The sequence below is a fragment of the Streptococcus lishijunsis genome (genome assembly GCF_047290665.1).
In the GTDB taxonomy this organism is placed as follows: domain Bacteria; phylum Bacillota; class Bacilli; order Lactobacillales; family Streptococcaceae; genus Streptococcus.
The window spans coordinates 1-20,756 of sequence record NZ_JBLBUC010000012.1 but is presented as its reverse complement, the minus strand read 5'-3'; the positions used below and the strand labels follow the sequence as shown (position 1 = coordinate 20,756).

Annotated in this window: 17 protein-coding genes and 3 tRNA genes; 17 read left to right on the top strand and 3 right to left on the bottom strand. The window is 38.5% G+C overall.

Annotated elements, in window-relative coordinates; genetic code table 11:
* Positions 1 to 45 precede the first annotated feature (45 nt).
* Positions 46 to 2,634: a YfhO family protein gene (locus ACLN19_RS06060; RefSeq protein ID WP_413384352.1), complete on the top strand. Its 2,589-nt coding sequence runs from the start codon at positions 46 to 48 to the stop codon at positions 2,632 to 2,634.
* A gap of 73 nt (positions 2,635 to 2,707) precedes the next feature.
* Here ACLN19_RS06060 and ACLN19_RS06055 read toward each other — a convergent pair.
* Positions 2,708 to 2,781: transfer RNA gene (locus ACLN19_RS06055), tRNA-Asn, on the bottom strand.
* 30 nt (positions 2,782 to 2,811) lie between these two features.
* Positions 2,812 to 2,883, bottom strand: a tRNA-Glu gene (locus ACLN19_RS06050).
* Positions 2,884 to 3,034: 151 nt separating this feature from the next.
* Between ACLN19_RS06050 and ACLN19_RS06045 the strand changes: the two genes are divergently transcribed.
* A tRNA-Arg gene (locus ACLN19_RS06045) sits at positions 3,035 to 3,108 on the top strand.
* A 26-nt stretch (positions 3,109 to 3,134) separates the two neighbouring features.
* Here ACLN19_RS06045 and rlmH read toward each other — a convergent pair.
* A complete protein-coding gene (gene rlmH / locus ACLN19_RS06040; RefSeq protein WP_413384350.1) occupies positions 3,135 to 3,614 on the bottom strand; it encodes a 23S rRNA (pseudouridine(1915)-N(3))-methyltransferase RlmH in 480 nt (159 codons plus the stop codon).
* A 211-nt stretch (positions 3,615 to 3,825) separates the two neighbouring features.
* On the opposite strand from rlmH, the gene ACLN19_RS06035 reads away from it, so the two are divergent.
* The 15 genes from ACLN19_RS06035 (at position 3,826) to ftsH (ending at position 20,603) form a co-directional block, all read left to right on the top strand.
* A complete protein-coding gene (locus tag ACLN19_RS06035) occupies positions 3,826 to 5,085 on the top strand; it encodes a S1C family serine protease (RefSeq protein WP_413384348.1) in 1,260 nt (419 codons plus the stop codon).
* A gap of 111 nt (positions 5,086 to 5,196) precedes the next feature.
* The gene (locus ACLN19_RS06030; RefSeq protein WP_413384346.1) at positions 5,197 to 5,967 is read left to right on the top strand and encodes a ParB/RepB/Spo0J family partition protein; all 771 of its coding nucleotides are present in this window, start codon (positions 5,197 to 5,199) and stop codon (positions 5,965 to 5,967) included.
* A gap of 339 nt (positions 5,968 to 6,306) precedes the next feature.
* Complete coding sequence (dnaA, locus tag ACLN19_RS06025; protein WP_413384343.1) at positions 6,307 to 7,662, top strand: chromosomal replication initiator protein DnaA; 1,356 nt, start codon at positions 6,307 to 6,309, stop codon at positions 7,660 to 7,662.
* 152 nt (positions 7,663 to 7,814) lie between these two features.
* The gene (gene dnaN, locus ACLN19_RS06020; RefSeq protein ID WP_413384412.1) at positions 7,815 to 8,948 is read left to right on the top strand and encodes a DNA polymerase III subunit beta; all 1,134 of its coding nucleotides are present in this window, start codon (positions 7,815 to 7,817) and stop codon (positions 8,946 to 8,948) included.
* Between the two features lie 54 nt (positions 8,949 to 9,002).
* The gene (locus ACLN19_RS06015; protein WP_413384340.1) at positions 9,003 to 9,200 is read left to right on the top strand and encodes a DUF951 domain-containing protein; all 198 of its coding nucleotides are present in this window, start codon (positions 9,003 to 9,005) and stop codon (positions 9,198 to 9,200) included.
* Positions 9,201 to 9,344: 144 nt separating this feature from the next.
* On the top strand, positions 9,345 to 10,460 hold the full coding sequence (gene ychF, locus ACLN19_RS06010) for a redox-regulated ATPase YchF (RefSeq protein ID WP_413384337.1): 1,116 nt from the start codon (positions 9,345 to 9,347) through the stop codon (positions 10,458 to 10,460).
* Between the two features lie 82 nt (positions 10,461 to 10,542).
* Positions 10,543 to 11,112 carry an aminoacyl-tRNA hydrolase gene (pth, locus tag ACLN19_RS06005; protein WP_413384334.1) on the top strand — a complete coding sequence of 190 codons (570 nt, stop codon included), beginning with the start codon at positions 10,543 to 10,545 and terminating at the stop codon, positions 11,110 to 11,112.
* Positions 11,113 to 11,115: 3 nt separating this feature from the next.
* Positions 11,116 to 14,619, top strand: a complete 3,504-nt coding sequence (gene mfd, locus ACLN19_RS06000) for a transcription-repair coupling factor (protein ID WP_413384332.1) — start codon at positions 11,116 to 11,118, stop codon at positions 14,617 to 14,619.
* Between the two features lie 130 nt (positions 14,620 to 14,749).
* On the top strand, positions 14,750 to 15,016 hold the full coding sequence (locus ACLN19_RS05995) for an RNA-binding S4 domain-containing protein (RefSeq protein WP_413384330.1): 267 nt from the start codon (positions 14,750 to 14,752) through the stop codon (positions 15,014 to 15,016).
* Positions 15,009 to 15,380: an FtsB family cell division protein gene (locus ACLN19_RS05990; protein WP_413384328.1), complete on the top strand. Its 372-nt coding sequence runs from the start codon at positions 15,009 to 15,011 to the stop codon at positions 15,378 to 15,380. Before ACLN19_RS05995 ends, ACLN19_RS05990 begins: the two co-directional genes overlap by 8 nt.
* Positions 15,381 to 15,382: 2 nt before the next feature.
* Positions 15,383 to 15,514, top strand: a complete 132-nt coding sequence (locus ACLN19_RS05985; RefSeq protein ID WP_413384326.1) for an SP_0009 family protein — start codon at positions 15,383 to 15,385, stop codon at positions 15,512 to 15,514.
* A complete protein-coding gene (locus ACLN19_RS05980; RefSeq protein WP_413384323.1) occupies positions 15,511 to 16,794 on the top strand; it encodes a serine hydrolase in 1,284 nt (427 codons plus the stop codon). The genes ACLN19_RS05985 and ACLN19_RS05980 overlap by 4 nt, the downstream gene beginning before the upstream one ends.
* Positions 16,794 to 18,053, top strand: coding sequence for a tRNA lysidine(34) synthetase TilS (gene tilS, locus ACLN19_RS05975; RefSeq protein ID WP_413384410.1), 1,260 nt, complete (start codon positions 16,794 to 16,796; stop codon positions 18,051 to 18,053). The genes ACLN19_RS05980 and tilS overlap by 1 nt, the downstream gene beginning before the upstream one ends.
* 10 nt (positions 18,054 to 18,063) lie before the next feature.
* Positions 18,064 to 18,603, top strand: a complete 540-nt coding sequence (gene hpt / locus ACLN19_RS05970) for a hypoxanthine phosphoribosyltransferase (RefSeq protein ID WP_413384321.1) — start codon at positions 18,064 to 18,066, stop codon at positions 18,601 to 18,603.
* A 17-nt stretch (positions 18,604 to 18,620) separates the two neighbouring features.
* Positions 18,621 to 20,603 (top strand): ATP-dependent zinc metalloprotease FtsH, encoded by a 1,983-nt coding sequence (gene ftsH, locus ACLN19_RS05965; protein ID WP_413384319.1) that lies wholly within the window; start codon positions 18,621 to 18,623, stop codon positions 20,601 to 20,603.
* Positions 20,604 to 20,756: the final 153 nt, after the last annotated feature.

Below are 20,756 nucleotides of genomic sequence, written 5' to 3'. Positions count from 1 at the left end.
TTCCAGACTTGACTTTTTTACTATTTACCATTAAGGGATTGTTTTATGACCTTTATTCGAAAACACACGATTTTATTGACTTACCTAGCTAGTTTTTTATTACCGTTAACTATTTTAGGGCTTGTCTTTTTATCTCAAAATATTTATTGGAAAAGTCCTACAACCATTCTTGCTAGTGATGGTTTTCACCAGTATGTCATCTTTGCACAGACACTACGTAATATTTTACACGGACAAGATAGTCTCTTTTATACCTTTAGTAGCGGTCTTGGACTCAACTTTTATGCCTTGATGAGCTACTATTTGGGAAGTTTTTTAGCCCCTTTTGTCTATTTCTTTGACTTGACATCTATGCCTGATGCTATCTATCTTTTCACACTCATCAAAGTCGGTTTGATGGGATTAGCCTCCTTTAGTATGCTCAGGAGGCTCTATACAAAGCTTCACCCCGTCTTATCGCTTAGTTTGTCACTCTCTTACGCTTTGATGAGTTTTGCCATTAGCCAAATTGAAATCAATATGTGGCTAGATGTCTTTATTATAGCTCCTTTCATTATTTTAGGACTACATCGCCTCATTTTTAACCAAAAAGTAAGTCTCTATTACTTTAGCTTAGCTATCTTATTGATTCAGAATTACTATTTTGGATTTATGATGGCCATTTTCCTGAGCTTGTATAGCTTGGTTCAGATGACTAGTCTACCTAATTGGAAAAGCCGTCTAAAAGCCTTTTTCCGCTTTGGTTTCATATCTATATTAAGCGCTCTGACAAGTGCTATCATGCTTCTTCCCACTTACTTAGACCTGTCAACTCACGGTGAAACCTTTACAGAGTTGACAAGCTGGTTTACAGATAATAGCTGGTTTCTTGACCTTTTTGCTAAAACGATCGTTGGTTCTTACGACACGACAAAGTTCGGTGCTATTCCGATGATTTACGTCGGTCTATTTCCATTTTTCTTGACCATTATCTTCTTTACACTAAAGCAAATCAAGTGGACAACACGCCTTGCTTACGCTTTACTCATCGGATTTATTATAGCAAGTTTTTACCTCCAACCACTAGATCTCTTCTGGCAGGGAATGCACGCCCCAAACATGTTTTTACATCGTTATTCTTGGGTTCTTTCTCTCACTATGATTTTACTAGCTGGACAAAGTCTTTCCTACCTATCTCAAATAAGTCTGCCACGTCTTATAGTAGGAATGGCTATTCCAACAGTAGGTTTTTTGCTGACCTTCATTTTCCAAAAACACTATAGCTTTTTAACAAGCTATCTTTTTATCTTTACACTACTCTTTACACTTGTTTACAGTATCTTAATCATTGCTCAATCTCAAAACTGGATTAGTAAAAAAGCTGTCATAGGCTTCACTCTACTATTTACCCTTTTAGAAATGGGATTAAATGCTCATTCTCAAATTGTAGGTATCAAAGAAGAATGGGTCTTTCCTTCTCGCCAAGGTTACGAACGTCATTTGACAGATATTGACAATCTAGTCACCTTTACAAAATCTCAAAATACCGATTTCTACCGAATGGAACGTAGTATTCCCCAGACAGGAAATGATAGTATGAAATTTGGCTACAACGGCATCTCCCAATTTTCGTCCATCCGTAATCGTTCTTCCAGTAGCATCCTTGACCGCTTAGGCTACCAATCAACAGGGACCAATCTCAATCTACGCTATCAAAATAACAGCCTTATTGCAGATAGTCTATTTGGTATCAAGTATCTACTTTCCTCAACACCCATTCCTGACACCTTTGGCTTTAAGCGTGTTAAAACTGAAAATACCACCTCTCTTTATGAAAATCAATACGCTAGCCCACTCGCTCTGCTAAGCAATGGTGTTTACAAGGATGTTGACTTCACTGTCAATACACTTGACAATCAGACTAAACTTTTAAACCAATTGACAGGTCTTAATTTAACCTACTTTTATCGCCTGTCGTCGCAACTTATCTCAGGTGCTAATCTATTAGGAACAACTGTTACCAGTACACCTAATGACACAAACACCGCAACGATATCCTATCAATTTCAGATAACGACTGATTCCCAAGTGTATGTCAGTATGCCTAATATTATTTTTTCAAACACACAAAATGAGACTGTCTCTGCCACCATTAACGGTAAGACAGTCACCTACACTACCGATGATGCCTATACTTTTTTTAATCTGGGACAGTTTGTAGCTGGAGATAACATAGAGGTCATCTTTAGTTTTCCTGATAACAATCGTATCAGTTTTCAGGAACCACACTTTTATGGCTTAGATTTAGCAGCTTACCAGACTGCAATGACACATCTCAATAATCAAGACGTCTCTGTCACCACCCAATCTAATCATGTTAACATCTCTTATCAAACGGATAAGGAAAGCTCCCTTTTGGTGACATTACCCTATGATAAAGGTTGGTCTGCAAAAATAAACAATAAAGAGGTCGCACTCAAAAAAGCTCAAGGTGGCTTTATGCGTGTTGATGTGCCACAAGGTACAGGAGAAGTGACTTTAACCTTTATCCCAAATGGATTTAAAGAAGGGGTGATCCTCTCTCTCCTAGGCATTATTGGCTTTATTAGCTATCTCACTATCAATAGCTATCTTTTTAAACAAAATCAAACATAAAGAGCATCGGTTTATAGACCGATGCTCTTTTACATCAAAAAAACTCCTAGGAACTCCTAGAAGTGTCTTATCACTCCGGCAGTAGGACTCGAACCTACGACATCATGATTAACAGTCATGCGCTACTACCAACTGAGCTATGCCGGATAAACAAAAAACTGCTAAGCAGCTTTGAAACAGTCCGTACGGGATTCGAACCCGTGTTACCGCCGTGAAAAGGCGGTGTCTTAACCCCTTGACCAACGGACCATTAGATAGTTATCTCTATCACTCTTACTATTATAACAAAATGATTTCATTTGTCTAGTATTTTTTGAAAAAATTTTTTCTTTTTTGAAGAGATAAATACTCATCTTTATTTGACAAAACCATCTCTTTTTTGATAAAATAATACTGTTATGGTTCCATAGCTCAGCTGGATAGAGCATTCGCCTTCTAAGCGAACGGTCGCAGGTTCGAATCCTGCTGGAATCAGTATTTCAAAAGGCTACATAGCCTTTTTATTTATGATAAGGGCTACCTTGCTGAATCATAAACGATCGGTATATCTGCTCAACAAGCACCAAGCGCATCAATTGATGGGGAAGGGTAAAGCGCCCAAAACTCAATAGTTGATGCGCTCTTTTTTTAACGTCTGAAGACAAGCCTAAGCTACCTCCAATAATAAACGTAACCGTCGAATAACCTTGTATAGTTACCTGACTCATTGTTTTACTAAAGGCTTCTGAGCTAAGCTCTGCTCCTTCGATAGCTAGGGCAAAAATATAATCTCTCTCAGATAGTTTAGCTAAAATGCGCTCTCCTTCTTTTTGCAAAATCGCCTCATTTTCTTTAGCGCTAGCTTTATCAGGTGTTTTTTCATCAACTAGCTCTATCAACTCTAATTTTGTAAATCGTCCTAACCGCTTACTATACTCTAAAATACCATCTTTAAGGTATTTTTCTTTTAATTTGCCAACAGTGATAATTTTGATTTTCATAATTGTTATTGTAGCATATATCCACATAAAATCCACTACTTTTTCCACAAGTGGATATGTGTTTTTTCTTGTAAAAAGCTTATAATATCGCTATAATAATTAACAGAACAAAGTTTTCCACAAATTGTTGATAACTTTTTTGGGATGATTTAAGCTCAAATTAAGTCAACTGATATATTGTAAAAACAAAAAACTTTTAAAAGGAGGATTTATGAAATCTACCAAGTCATTTTTCAAACAATGGGGTAAATGGTTACTGGTTATTCTCATTGGTTTTATCGGTGGGATTTTAGGAACTCTTGTAGCCACACACACACCCTTGACTAACAATTCTAGCTCATCTACTACTGTCGCTGGCAAAGTCGTCTATGATAACTCAAATAGCACGACTAAAGCTGTCGAAAAAGTACAAGGAGCCGTTGTTTCTGTTATTAACTATCAAAAGGATAGCTCATCAAATGCTGATTTATCTGAACTCTACGGTCGCCTTTTTGGTAATGATAGCCAAACCAATAGTAGCGACAACGCTTCTGAGGGTGATTTAAGCGTCTATGGTGAAGGATCTGGTGTCATTTACAAAAAAGAGGGGAACACTGCCTATCTTGTCACCAACAATCACGTCATCGAAGGAGCCCAACAAATCGAAATTCAACTCGCAGATGGCAGTAAAGTCGTTGGAGATTTAGTGGGAGCAGATACTTACTCCGACTTAGCCGTCATCAAAATCAGCTCTGACAAAGTAAAAGATATCACAGTTGCAGATTTTGCAGATTCTTCTACCATCAAGGTGGGAGAAGTCGCCATTGCTATTGGTAGTCCTCTTGGGACTGACTATGCCAACTCTGTCACACAAGGTATCGTATCTAGCCTTAGCCGTACAGTAACTCTAACCAATGACAACGGAGAGACAATCTCCACTAACGCGATCCAAACCGATGCCGCTATCAATCCTGGTAACTCAGGAGGTCCTCTTATCAATATCGAAGGACAAGTCATCGGCATCAACTCAAGTAAGATTTCAACCAACTCTTCAAGTGGCGACTCTGTCGAAGGAATGGGATTTGCCATTCCATCAAATGATGTTGTTAGCATCATCAACCAACTCGAAAAAGACGGTCGTGTCACACGTCCAGCGCTAGGCATTTCTATGGCTGATTTGACAAACCTCTCTACCAATGCTATTAGTCAACTTAATATCCCATCAAGTATCACAAGCGGTGTCGTCGTCGCTTCTGTACAAGATGGCATGCCTGCTAGTGGCAAACTTGAAAAATACGATGTCATTACCGAAATTGATGGTAAAGCAGTCACTTCAACCAGTGATTTGCAAAGTCTTCTCTACAGCCATGCCATTGGCGACACCATCAAAGTGACTTACTACCGTGGAACAGACAAGAAAACCGTTGATATTACTCTGTCAAAATCAACACAAGATCTAAGTAGTCAGTCATCTAGCTCATCTGACAACTAAATTAAGAAGTGATTTTTCCTGAATGGTATAGTACAATAAAAGCGAGTAAACTCGCATCTTAAAAAGAGGTTGGTTCTCAACCTCTTTTTGATTACTGATAAAGGAGCCCTTATGGTAAACGACACACTACTGACTGTTGCTATTGATGATATTAGTCCCAATCCTTATCAACCACGTCTTCATTTTAAAATGGAGGAGTTAGAAGAATTGGCTAATTCTATCAAGCAAAACGGCTTGATTCAACCAATCATCGTACGACAATCTGATATTTTTGGCTACGAATTAGTCGCAGGAGAAAGGCGTCTTAGAGCTGCTAAATTGGCAGGGCTAAAAGAGATTCCTGTTATTATGAAAAGCATGACTAATACTGAGAGTATGCAACAGGCCATCATCGAAAACCTTCAACGCAGTGATCTGGATCCTATCGAAGAAGCGCTCGCTTATCAGCAACTGATTGATAAGAAGGGCTTGACGCACGAAGTTATTGCAGACTATATGGGGAAATCACGCCCTTATATTACCAATAGCTTGAGACTACTTCAACTCCCCCAAACATTACAAAAAGGACTTCAAAAGAAAGAGATCAGCCCAGGTCACGCGCGACTTCTCCTCACACTTTCAGAAGATGAGCAGCTCTATTGGTTTGCCAAAATACAAAAGGAGCACCTAAGCGTCAGGCAAGTCCAACAAGCACTCCATAAATCTAAGCAATCCTCACCAGCTAAAGTAGAGAAAAATATTTTTCAAAAAGATATCGAACAACGCTTAAGCCAGCAGATAGGACTTCCTGTTCGCCTTAAGCACAAACAAGATGGTTCAGGACAAGTAGTCATTCCATTTTCAGACACAGCCGAATTACACAGAATTATCAACAATTTTTAATATGCTGTTGATAATTCTTTTTTTATATTTTAGTTTTCCACAGGCTAGAATGCTGAGATCCACTGAGACAGTAAGCAAAGAACAATATCCACAACTTGTGGATAACTGCTATAAACAGCTGTTAGTTCCGTTTATCCACAAGTTTAACTCTTAGAGGTTTTCTTTTTTACTTTTTCGTAACAATTTTTTAACCTTATGTCCTACGAGGTCCTAAAAAGCTTGGTATATCACTATTTGTGGATAACTTTTTAAACGAAAAAATGCTTGTTTTGCCCTGTGGAAAACTTGAAATAAATATGATACAATAGAGAAACTGATATTATCCACAAGAGGACGATTATGACGACGAATGAACAATTATTTTGGAATCGTGTCTTGGAGCTAGCACGCGCAGAACTAAAACAAGCCGCCTATGATTACTTCGTGGCTGATGCTAGACTTCTCACTATTAAAGACAACACAGCCACGGTTTATCTCGAAGATTTTAAACAAATGTTTTGGCGCCAAAATCTCAAATCAGTAATTTTAACAGCTGGTTTTGAGATTTTTAACCAAGAAATTAACTGTGAGTTTACCTTTGAAGATAGCCTACCTAAAATAGAACCTAATCTTGAGCCAACGAACGCTTATCACAATGACACGCCTAATCAGCTGACACCTGTTGTCTCTAATATTGATAAACAATATACTTTTGACAACTTTGTCCAAGGAGATGGCAACAAATGGGCTAAAGCAGCTGCTATTGCTGTTTCAAATTCTCCAGGTATTACCTATAACCCACTCTTTATCTATGGAGGACCTGGTCTTGGTAAAACACATCTGCTCAATGCTATTGGAAACCAAATCCTAAGCGATAGACCAAATGCCAGAATTCGCTATATCTCTGCTGAGACCTTTATCAATGAATTTCTAAAAAGTCTCCAAACAGGTAAAAAAGATGAGATGAAAGAAAGCTTTAGGACCTTGGATGTCCTCTTAATTGACGATATCCAATCAATGGGAACCTCTAAGATGAAGGCTACTCAGGAGGAATTTTTCAATACCTTTAATGCCCTCCATAGCAACAACAAACAAATCGTCTTAACCAGTGATAGAACGCCTGATCAGCTAAACGGCCTTGAGAATCGACTTGTTTCGCGCTTTAACTGGGGCTTAACCGTCGATATCACACCACCAGACTATGAAACACGCGTCGCTATTTTAACCAATAAAATCCAGCACTTGCCTTATACCTTTGAGCAAAATACGATTGAGTACCTAGCCAATCAATTTAACTCTAATGTTCGTGATTTGGAAGGTGCCCTAAAAGATATTGATCTAGTTGCTAACTTTAAGCACACCGATACTATCACAGTCGAGCTGGCTGCTGAAGCTATTCGTGCTAGACGACATGATACACCGACAATGACCGTGATTTCTATTGACGACATTCAAGAACAAGTTGGTAAATTCTATGGCGTTACCGTCAAAGAAATCAAAGCGACCAAACGCACACAAGATATTGTCCTAGCCCGCCAAGTCGCTATGTATCTGGCACGTGAACTCACCGACAATAGCCTTCCTAAAATAGGAAAATCCTTTGGTGGACGTGACCACTCTACTGTTCTTCATGCTTATAATAAAATCAAAAATATGCTCTCACAAGATGAAAATCTTCGTATCGAGCTAGAAACTATCAAAAGTAAAATCAATTAACATGTGGATAACCTCTCAAAACACAACAATCTTTTCCACAGATTGTGCACAAGTCTTAATCTTAGAAAAAAGATCTTTTTAGACCCTTTTCCACCTTATCCACAAGTTCTACTACTACTACTAACTATAATACTTATAATAAAGGAGTTATGATGTTACATTTTTCCATTAACAAAACTTTTTTTCTACAAGCCCTAACAGCAACTAAACGTGCTATTTCGTCTAAAAACGCGATTCCTATTTTATCAAGTTTAAAATTACAAGTGACTAACGAAGGTGTCACCTTAACAGGTTCCAATGGTCAAATTTCAATTGAAAATACCATTCCAGTTGAACATCAAAATGCAGGGCTATTGATTAACACGACGGGTGCGATTTTAATTGATGCTAATTTTTTTATCAATGTTATCTCAAGCCTTCCTGATATTAATGTTGACCTTAAAGAAATTGAACACCATCAATTAGTTCTTACTAGTGGTAAGTCAGAAATCACGTTAAAAGGTAAAGATGTAGAAAACTATCCTATTTTACAAGAAGTTAATACAGATAAACCTCTCGTTTTAGAAACTAAAGTTTTAAAAACGCTTATCTCTGAAACGGCTTTTGCAGCTAGTCAACAAGAAAGTCGTCCTATCTTGACAGGGGTTCATATGGTATTAGAAGATCATATGTTTAAAGCTGTTGCTACTGATTCACATCGTATGAGTCAACGTAAGTTAGAATTAGATCATACTTCAGTTTCTTTTGATGTTGTTATTCCTAGTCGTTCCCTTAGAGAATTAACAGCGGTTTTTACTGATGATATTAAAACAATCGAAATCTATCTCTCAGATAGCCAAGTACTTTTCAAAAGCGAATATATCAGCTTTTATGCTCGCATGTTAGAAGGTACTTATCCTGATACTGATCGTCTGTTGACGACTCAATTTGAAACAGAAGTTGTCTTTCAAACAGAAGGCCTACGTCATGCTATGGAGCGTGCTTTTCTTATCTCTAATGCAACACAAAATGGGACTGTCCGCTTAGAGATAGCAGCCAATAGTGTTTCTGCTCATGTTAATTCACCTGAAGTTGGTACTGTTAATGAAGAATTAGAGGCCTTAGAGCAATCAGGTAGTGATTTGACCATTAGTTTTAACCCAACTTATCTCATTGAAGCTTTGAAAGCTCTTAAAAGTGAGACAGTCAGTGTTCACTTTATCTCTCCTGTACGTCCTTTCACATTAACACCAACTGAAGATGCTGATCACTTCATTCAATTGATTACGCCAGTCCGTACGAATTAAAAGAGTGATTTTTCTAGCTCTTTTTCATACCTGACAACTAGAAAAGGAGATAATATGTACCAATTAGGTTCTATCGTACAGATGAAAAAACCACATGCATGTATTATTAAAGAAACTGGTAAAAAAGCAAACGCTTGGGAGATTACCCGCTTAGGAGCAGATATTAAACTTCGCTGTACTAATTGTCAGCATATCATTATGATGAGTCGGCATGATTTTGAACGAAAACTAAAGCAAGTGACGTCTAGTTGATAGTATTGTTAGTGAAAGATTTCAACTTAAGAAAAAGTTATCAGAGCGTTATTTTAATCAGGTTTGTCTTGATCGCTATATTTACCTAAGTCCCTATTTTTTGGTATAATAGGACTGATTATTTTGAATGGAGAATACTAATCTATGGCTTTAACAGCAGGTATCGTTGGTTTACCAAATGTCGGTAAATCAACTTTATTTAATGCAATTACTAAGGCAGGAGCAGAGGCTGCCAATTATCCCTTTGCAACCATTGATCCCAATGTTGGCATGGTAGAAGTCCCTGATGAGCGTTTGCAGAAGTTGACAGAGCTGATTACCCCTAAAAAAACAGTTCCAACAACCTTTGAATTTACAGATATTGCAGGTATCGTTAAAGGGGCTTCTAAAGGGGAAGGCCTTGGTAATAAATTTTTAGCGAATATCCGTGAAGTAGATGCTATTGTTCACGTTGTTCGTGCGTTTGACGATGAGAATGTCATGCGTGAGCAAGGGCGTGAAGATGCTTTTGTAGATCCTTTAGCAGATATCGAAACGATCAATTTAGAGCTTATTTTAGCCGATTTAGAGTCTATCAATAAGCGCTATGCGCGTGTTGAAAAAATGGCGCGCACTCAAAAAGATAAGGAATCGGTTGCTGAATTTGCTGTTTTGCAAAAAATTAAGCCTGTCTTAGAAGATGGTAAATCTGCTAGAACGATTGATTTTACAGATGAAGAAAAACACATTGTTAAAGGTCTCTTTCTTTTGACAACCAAACCGGTCCTTTACGTCGCCAATGTGGACGAAGACAAGGTCGCTAATCCATATGATATTGACTATGTGAAACAGATTAGAGATTTTGCTGCAACAGAAAATGCCGAAGTGGTGGTTATCTCTGCGCGTGCAGAAGAGGAAATCTCAGAGCTAGATGATGAGGACAAGCAAGAGTTTTTAGAAGCTATTGGTTTGAGTGAGTCTGGTGTTGACAAGTTGACACGAGCTGCTTATCATCTTCTTGGTTTAGGGACTTATTTTACTGCAGGTGAAAAAGAAGTACGTGCTTGGACGTTCAAGAGAGGGATTAAAGCTCCTCAAGCAGCTGGTATTATTCATTCTGATTTTGAACGAGGCTTTATTCGTGCGGTCACTATGTCTTATGATGATTTGATGACTTACGGTAGTGAAAAAGCGGTTAAGGAAGCAGGGCGCTTGCGTGAGGAAGGAAAAGAGTATATCGTTCAAGATGGCGATATCATGGAATTTCGTTTTAACGTTTAAAAGGCGAATAGTTAGCGGTTAGGAGACCTTATTAGGTCTCTTAATCATTTTTGCGTACCATCAATTTCAAAAGGAGAATGACATGGTCAAAATGATAGTTGGCTTGGGAAATCCAGGCAGTAAATATGACAACACGCGTCATAATGTAGGGTTTATGGCAATTGACAACTTTGTCAAAAATCTTGACACCACCTTTACAGAAGATAAAACTTTTAAAGCACAGATAGCCTCCTCTTTTATCAATGGTGAGAAGGTCTATTTTGTAAAACCAACAACATTTATGAATAATAGTGGTCTGGCTGTTAAAGCATTATTGACTTATTATAATATTGATGTTGCTGATATGTTAGTGATTTATGATGATCTTGATATGGCTGTTGGAAAACTTCGCTTTCGTCAACAAGGTTCGGCAGGTGGTCACAATGGTATTAAAAGTATTATAGCTCATATTGGTAGTCAAGTATTTGACCGTATCAAAATAGGTATAGGACGTCCTGAGAAGAAAGGTACTGTCATCAATCATGTTTTGGGACAGTTTAGTAGCGAAGACAGGATAGTTATAGATATTAGCCTTGACAAAGTTGACAAGGCTGTCAACGCTTTTTTACAAGAAGAGGAACCTGCCTCTATTATGCGACGTATTAATGGGTGAGATATGGATATTGTCACGTTATTTAGTCAAAATGAAGCTATTCAAGAGTGGCACGCTGTGCTGCACAGTCTTAGACGTCAGCTAGTGATGGGTTTGTCTGCTAGTAGTAAAGCGCTAGCTATTGCCTCAGCTTACGAGGATAGTCGAGAAAAAATAGTTGTTGTGGTTGCCACACAACATGAAGCAGAAGAATTAGCGTCTAATCTATCTAGCCTTATTGGTGAAGAGGCTGTTTATCAGTTCTTTACAGATGATGTTTTGCCAGCAGAGTTTATCTTTTCGTCGTTAGACAGAGCTGTCTCTCGTTTATCAGCTATGCGTTTTTTACAAGATGAGCATCAGTCAGGTATTTTAGTGGTTAGTTTATTGGGGTTACGCTTATTATTACCATCACCTAAGGCTTATCATCAAAATCAACTTTCCTTTGACATAGGAGAAGAGTACGAGCTAGATAGGCTTGTCAAGCAGTTGGCTCAGATAGGTTATGAAAAAGTATCTCAAGTCAGAAGTCCTGGTGAGTATAGTCATAGAGGGGATATTCTGGATATTTTTGAGATGACGAGTGAGAAAGCTTATCGACTCGAATTTTTCGGTGATGAGTTGGATGGCATTAGGTATTTTGATGTCGATAGTCAGAAGTCTTTGGAGACACTAGAGAGTGCTTATGTCTCTCCAGCAGATGATCTGATTTTATCTTCTGAGGATTTTGCGCGTGCGAGTCGTTTTTTAGAGAAAGAATGGCAAAAAAATCCCAGTGAGCCACTAAAGAGTTATATTGCTAATCAGCTGTCTAGCTGCCAACAAGGACATAGGTTAGATGATACACGAAAGCTCCTATCGCTTTTTTATGAGAAAGAGTGGACACTGCTTGATTATATTCCTAAGGGTACTCCTATCTTTTTTGATGATTTTCAAAAATTGATAGACAGAAATAGTGCCATTGATCTTGAAAGTGCTAGCTTATTGACAGAAGATTTACAGCAAGGGCGGGGCTTTGCACAGGTGACGTACTTTGCTGATATTTATAAAAAACTGAGAGGCTATCAGCCAGCGACCTTCTTTTCTCTTTTTCAAAAAGGTTTGGGTCGTTTGACGTTTGACAAAAGCTATACGATAACACAATATGCCATGCAAGAATTTTTCAATCAATTTCCCCTGTTGATTGACGAGATTCATCGTTATGTCAATTCAAAAGCAACTGTTGTCCTTCAAGCTTCCTCAAAAAAACAGCTAGAGCGTTTGCAAAAGAGCCTTGAAGAGTATGGCTTGTCTGTGCCTGTGGTCAATCATAATCAGCTTCATGCTAATCAGGTACAGTTGACAATAGGCAATCTCTCTAATGGTTTTTATGTTTCAGATAGTAAGCTAGTCCTTATTACGGAAAAAGAAATTTTTCATAAAAGTGTCAAGCGTCGCATTCGCCGCTCAAATATCAGTAATGCTGAGCGTCTAAGAGACTATAGTGAGCTGGCAGTTGGCGATTATGTCGTTCATAACGTTCATGGTATCGGTCGTTATTTAGGGATTGAAACGATTGAGGTAGGTGGTGTGCATAGAGACTACCTCACGGTCCAATACCAACGTGCAGACCGTATTTCTATTCCTATTGATCAGATAGAGTTACTTTCTAAGTATGTATCCGCAGATGGTAAGGAGCCCAAGCTTAATACGCTTAATGATGGGCGTTTTAAGAAAACGAAAAAACGTGTTGAAAAGCAAGTAGAAGATATTGCCGATGATTTGATAGCTTTGTATGCTAAGCGTAGTCAGCAAAAAGGATTTGCCTTTTCTCCTGATGATGATCTCCAGCATGATTTTGACAATGCCTTTGCTTATGCTGAGACAGAAGATCAACTGCGCTCTATCAAGGAAATCAAAGCTGATATGGAAAGTGATAAACCGATGGATAGACTTTTAGTCGGAGATGTCGGTTTTGGTAAGACGGAAGTGGCGATGAGAGCTGCTTTTAAAGCGGTCAATGATCACAAGCAAGTCGCTTTTTTAGTGCCTACTACTGTACTTGCGCAGCAACATTATGATAATTTTAAAGAGCGCTTTGAGGATTATCCTGTGACGGTGGATGTCCTTAGTCGCTTTAAGAGTAAAAAAGAGCAGACAGATACATTAGAAAAAGTTAAAAAAGGGCAAGTCGATATTTTGATTGGGACACACCGTTTATTATCAAAAGATGTCGTCTTTATGGACTTAGGCTTGATTGTGATTGATGAAGAGCAGCGTTTTGGTGTGAAACACAAGGAGGCTTTAAAAACGCTGAAGACCAAGGTTGATGTCCTAACGTTGACAGCGACCCCTATTCCAAGGACGTTGCATATGTCTATGCTTGGAATTCGTGATTTATCTGTTATCGAAACGCCTCCGACCAATCGCTATCCTGTACAGACTTATGTGATGGAGACCAACTATGGCGTGGTTAGAGAAGCAGTTATGCGTGAGCTCAATCGAGGAGGACAGGTCTTTTATGTTTACAATAAGGTTGACACGATTGAGCAAAAAGTCTCAGAACTCCAAGAAATAATACCAGAGGCGACCATTGGGTTCGTCCATGGTCAGATGAGCGAGGTTCAGCTTGAAAATACACTTCTTGATTTTTTAAATGGTTATTATGATGTCCTAGTGGCAACGACCATAATCGAAACAGGCGTTGATATTTCAAACGTCAATACTCTCTTTATTGAAAATGCTGATCATATGGGACTATCAACCCTGTATCAATTGCGTGGGCGCGTGGGGCGTTCCAATCGTATTGCTTATGCTTATCTGATGTATCGACCTGACAAACTTTTGACAGAAGTGTCTGAAAAGCGTTTAGAAGCGATAAAAGGCTTTACAGAGCTTGGTTCTGGTTTTAAAATTGCCATGCGTGATTTAGCCATTCGTGGAGCTGGAAATATCCTCGGTGCGTCACAGAGTGGCTTTATAGACTCTGTCGGATTTGAGCTTTACTCTCAGCTCTTAGAGAAAGCTATTTTGGAAAAGCAAGGTAAAACAGCCGTCAGACAAAAAAGTAATAGTGAGATCATACTACATATCGATGCTTATATTCCTAAAGAATATATCGATGATGAGCGTCAAAAAATCGAGATCTATAAGCGTATTCGTGAGATTGAAACAGTTCACGATTATGAAGAGCTACAAACAGATATTATTGATCGTTTTGGAGAATATCCTGATCAAGTTGCCTATCTTTTAGAGATTGGTCTTTTAAAAGCCTATTTAGATCAGTCATTTGCAGAGCGTATTGAGCGTAAACATGATAGTGTTGTTGTGCGTTTTGAAAAAGTATCGTTACAGCATTTCTTGACTCAGGATTACTTTGAAGCGTTATCAAAGACACATCTTAAGGCACGCATTAGCGACCATCAAGGTCAAGTTGAAATTACCTTTGATGTCAGACGACAAAAAGATCACACCATTTTAGCTGAATTGATGCTTTTTGCGAGCCACTTAGTCAGTATTAAAACTAGAAAGCAAGATAAAACATCTTAAACGTGTCAGTATCTGCTTTATCAGTTAGGTAAAAAGAGGATAGGATACCTCTTTTTTGATATAATATGAGGTCTAGCTCTGTTTGTTTTGTAAAAAAATGGTAGAATGAATAAGATAGTGAGGTGAAACTATGCGTTTAGATAAGTATTTAAAAGTATCACGTTTGATTAAAAGACGTCCTGTTGCCAAAGAAGTGGCTGATAAAGGACGTATCAAGGTCAATGGTGTTTTAGCTAAATCATCAACCTCTCTCAAGGTTGACGATACTATTGAGATTCGATTTGGAACAAAGCTAGTAACAGTGCGTGTCCTAGAGATGAAAGATAGTACCAAGAAGGAAGATGCGGCTAAAATGTACGAGCTAATTAGCGAGGTAAGGGTAGAAGCAGATGAGTAAAAAACCAGTCGTTCAGCTGAACAATCAATATATCACAGACGAGCACCAAAAAAAGCGATACGAAGAAGAGCAAACGAGTCGTCGTCATCGCTTGATGGGAATCATCATGTTGTGTATGGTCTTGTTGTTTATTCTGCCGACATTTAACCTTGTTCAGAGTTACCGCAATATTCAAGACAATAAAACGGAAATAACAAAGTTAAATAAAGAGTACCAAGCACTAGCTAAAAAGACAGATAAGGAGCAGCTTCTTGCCAAAAGTTTGCAGGATACGACTTATGTTGAAAAATATGCGCGTGCCAAGTACTATCTCTCAAAAGACGGCGAAACGCTTTATTTAGTACTAGGATTGTTACCAAAATAACTATGGAAAATATCGTAACCACAATAGAGCAATTTTTAAGATATTCAGACGATAAGTTAGAGGAATTGCAGGTTAAAAACCAAAGACTTATAGAGGCATTTTACGGAAAGGATGTCAAAGAGGAGGAGTCATGAAAAAACTAACGGCTATCATCTTAGCCGCAGTGCTCTTTTTTCCAGTGACCGTAGATAGTACCGAAGTTGAGGGGGAATTGTCCGAAACGCTAAAAGAAGAGTTGACAAATACAGCTGCTACACAACTGATGTATTTTACAAGTATTCCTCAAAAGCCAAGATTAGCGACAAGCACTTTGACTTACAGTGACTCTTCTTTGACACAGCAGTTAGGGACTTTACCCAAAGATAGCTCGTTGCGTATTTCAGAGATATTGGTCAATGAGCAAGGGATTTACGTTTTTCGATTGGCTGACGGTGCTTATATAGAGGCCAGTCGAGAAGCTATCTATGAAGATGTTGTAGAGACGTTAGAGATGGAGGCGACATTTTGGTTAAAAGACCGTTTTGTCTTGTATCAGGCGCCTTATCAGATAGGGGTTAAGCCCCAAGAAACGAAACTCACTGCAGGCGATAAGGTACGTGTTGTTGCTAAAGCCAAGACACACTATGGAACCTACTACAAACTAGATGTTGGTAGTTGGGTTTTAGATAGTGATGTGTCATCGACAGATACTCGTATGTTAAAAGTCCAAAAGTATTTAACTGAAAAATACAATAAGGACAATTATAGTATCTATGTTAAGCAACTAGACACTCAGACTATTGCTGGCATCAATATGGATAAAAGTATGTACTCAGCAAGTATCGCTAAGCTAGCAGAGCTGTATATTACGCAACAAAAGCTAAACAATGGTGAGATTAGTTTATCAGACACGTTACGCTACATACCTGATGTTAATACATTTGATGGAGCATATGACCCAAGTGGCAGCGGGCATTTACCTAAAAAAGCAGATAATAAAGATTACAGTGTTGGAGACCTGATTAAAATGACTGCTAAACATTCGGATAATGTTGCTGCTAATATGCTTGGTTATTACATCACCAATCAATATGACACTGCGTTTTATAGTCAAGTGACCAGTATCATGGGACAATCATGGAATATGAAGGACCGTTCGTTTTCAGCTCATAGTGCAGGCAATCTTATGGAGGCTATTTACTATCAAGATGGTGATATTATTTCGTATTTGTCTGATACAGATTTCGATGATAATCGGATTTCAAAAAACATATCGGTCCCTGTCGCTCATAAAATTGGTGATGCTTACGATTATAAGCACGATGTAGCTATTGTGTATGCAGAGCATCCTTTTATCCTATCCATTTTTACAGATAAAGCCTCCTACGAGGATATTACCAAAATCGCTGATGATATCTATGCTATTTTAAAATGATGACTGACACCAAATTATTAACATATCTTCAAGATAAACAATTATTTGCTAAGCACCAAAAAGTACTTGTCGCTGTGTCAACAGGCAAAGATTCGATGAATTTACTGTACTTTTTATATGCGTATCGTGATATTTTAGATATTGAGCTAGGGATTGCTCATGTGAATCACCATCAGCGTCCTGAAGCTAGTGTTGAAGAAGACTACATCAGGCAGTGGGCAAAAGAGCATTCAATAGCGCTTTATGTTGGTCATTTTGAAGGTAAGTTTACAGAAAAACGTGCGCGTGATTTTCGCTATGCTTTTTTCAAAGAGATTATGTCAAAATACCATTATAGTGCTCTGGTAACGGCTCACCATGCTGATGACCAGGCTGAAACGGTTTTGATGAGGATTATCAGAGGGAGTCGTTTGCGTCATCTTTCAGGTATCAAGGAAGTTCAAAGCTTTGGTAGTGGTGAGTTGATTAGACCGTTTTTACACTTATCAAAGTCAGACTTACTTGATGTTGAGCATTTTGAAGATAGTTCTAACGCCTCAGAAAACTATTTTAGAAATCGTGTTCGAAACAGCTATTTGCCTAGTCTATCCAAGGAAAACCCACAATTAAAAAAAGCGCTGACTTATTTGGCTAGAGATATTGAGACGATATATCAAGCCTTTGATGATGTGACAGCTGATAAAGATATGACACAAGTCACAGTATTTCATCAGCAAACGCTGTCTGTCCAGGAAGTGTCTTTACAGAAATATCTGACTGCTTTTCCAGAATTAGACCTTAGTCGCGCGCAATTTAAAATAATGTTAGACTTACTTAGAAGGCGTTCGCATCTGAGCTATGAGATTAAGTTGGGCTATGTCTTGTATAAAGATGACAAGCATTTTTGGATTGAAAAAGCGTTGACATCGCCTCAAGAGGACGAGACTCTATGCCTTTTATATGGTGAAGAGGGTTATTATGGAGAGTATCAGTTTACTTTTTTAGAGCAATCAGATCGTTTTGTACCACTTTATAGCCGTAGTAAGATTTATCTTAGAAGACGTCAAGATGGTGATAAACTCTTTTTGGGGGCATTTCATAAAAAAATCTCAAGACTCTTTATTGACGATAAGTTACCGCAGTTTGAGCGTCAAAACGCTATTATTGGTGAGCAAGATGGGCAGATTATCTTTGTTGTGACAAAGCGTAAAACATATTTGAGAAAAGCCTATAAACATGATATAATGTTAGGCAAATTGTACTATAAAAGCATGAAATAAGGGAGACACTATGCTTGAAAATGACATCAAAAAAATTCTCTATACAGAGGAAGACATTGTTTTAAAAACAAAAGAGCTAGGCGCACAGTTGACCAAGGATTATGAAGGTAAAAATCCACTATTGGTAGGAGTCCTAAAAGGTTCAGTGCCATTTATGGCTGAGTTGATGAAACATATTGATACACATGTCGAGATTGACTTTATGGTAGTATCTAGCTATCATGGTGGTACAACGAGTAGCGGTGAAGTGAAGATTTTGAAAGACGTAGATACCAACGTCGAAGGGCGCGATGTCATTTTTATTGAAGATATTATTGACACAGGGCGTACTTTAAAATACCTTCGTGACATGTTTAAATATCGTCAGGCTAATTCTGTTAAAATTGCCACTCTATTTGACAAACCCGAAGGACGTGCGGTTGAGATTGAGGCTGATTATGTCTGCTATGATGTTCCGAATGAATTTATCGTTGGATTTGGCTTAGACTATGCCGAAAATTATCGCAATCTTCCTTATGTAGGAGTCCTAAAAGAAGAAATTTATAATTAGTAAAGGTTAACAATTATATGAAAAACAATAAAAATAATGGCTTCATTAGAAGTTCCTTTATTTACATTCTAGTCATTGTTATTGTTGTGACCTCTGTCCAGTACTATTTTAGAGGCAGTGGGACACAGAGCCAACAAATTAGTTACTCAAAGCTTATCAAACAGCTTAAAGCTGGTGACATCAAATCAATCACTTACCAACCAAGTGGTAGTGTGATTGAAATTAGTGGTAAATACGAAAAAGAACAAACGACTTCTCAAAGTACTGGTTTGACCTTCTTAGGTGGAGCGGCATCTTCGAAAGTGACGTCATTTACGTCAATAGTTCTGCCGAGTGATGCTAGTATCAAAGATATTACAGATGCGGCAGCTGAGACTGATACCACTGTAAATGTAAAACCAGAGAGTTCTAGTGGTGCTTGGATTTCGTTTCTAGCTAGCTTTTTACCTATCATTATCATGCTAGGATTTTTCATGATGATGATGAATCAAAGTGGTGGCGGTGCACGTGGCGCCATGAGTTTTGGTAAAAATAAAGCTCGCTCTTCAAATAAAGGTGAAGTCAAAGTACGTTTTTCTGATGTCGCAGGTGCGGAAGAAGAAAAGCAAGAACTCGTTGAAGTTGTTGATTTCTTGAAAGAGCCAGAGCGTTACAAAGCTCTTGGAGCCCGTATTCCTTCTGGTGTTCTACTTGAAGGGCCTCCAGGGACAGGTAAAACCTTGTTGGCAAAAGCGGTTGCTGGTGAAGCTGGTGTCCCATTCTTTAGTATTTCAGGTTCTGACTTTGTTGAAATGTTTGTCGGTGTTGGTGCTAGTCGTGTCCGTTCGCTTTTTGAAGATGCAAAGAAAGCAGGACGAGCAATTATCTTCATCGATGAGATCGATGCCGTTGGACGTCGCCGTGGTGCAGGTATGGGAGGAGGTAATGACGAGCGCGAACAAACGCTCAACCAACTCCTTATCGAAATGGATGGTTTTGAAGGTAACGAGAATATTATCGTTATTGCCGCAACTAACCGTAGCGATGTTTTAGACCCAGCCCTTTTACGTCCAGGTCGTTTTGACCGTAAGGTCTTAGTTGGACGCCCAGATGTCAAAGGACGTGAAGCTATCTTACGCGTTCATGCGAAAAACAAGCCTTTAGCACAAGATGTTGATCTTAAAGTGGTAGCACAGCAAACGCCAGGTTTTGTTGGTGCTGATCTTGAAAATGTCTTGAATGAAGCAGCCCTAGTCGCTGCACGCCGTAATAAAACCATTATTGATGCTAGCGATATTGATGAAGCCGAAGATCGTGTGATTGCAGGTCCATCTAAAAAAGACCGTACAGTCTCTGAACATGAGCGCCAAATGGTTGCTTATCATGAAGCAGGGCACACTATTGTTGGTCTTACTTTGTCAAATGCCCGTGTGGTTCATAAAGTGACTATCGTACCACGTGGACGAGCAGGTGGTTACATGATAGCTCTTCCAAAAGAAGATCAAATGTTACTTTCAAAAGATGATATGAAAGAGCAGTTAGCAGGTCTTATGGGTGGTCGTGTTGCAGAAGAAATCATTTTTAATGCGCAGACCTCAGGAGCTTCTAACGACTTTGAACAGGCTACCCAAATGGCTCGTGCCATGGTTACAGAATATGGTATGAGTGAGAAGTTAGGTCCAGTTCAATATGAGGGTAGCCATGCGATGCAACCAGGTCAATTTACACCAGAGCATTCGTATTCTGAAAAGACCGCACAACTTATTGATGATGAAGTACGAAATCTTCTTAATGAAGCTCGCAATACAGCTGCTGATATTATCAATAACAATCGTGAAATCCACCGCTTAATTGCAGAAGCCCTTCTCAAATATGAAACACTGGATGCTGCTCAAATCAAGTCTATTTATGAAACTGGTAAAATGCCTGAAGAGAATATGGATAAAGAAGAACATGCACTGTCATATGATGAAGTAAAAGAAAAAATGGCTCAGGAAAGTAAAGACGATATCAAAGATTAAAAAGAAAAAGATTCTATGATATATCATAGAATCTTTTTTATCGAAAAATATTATTTTATCTAAAAAACTATTGACAAAGGATAAAAAAATTGTTAATATAATATAGCTGTCAAGTTGAGGCAGGAGTTGTTAAAACTTTTTTAAAAAAAGTTA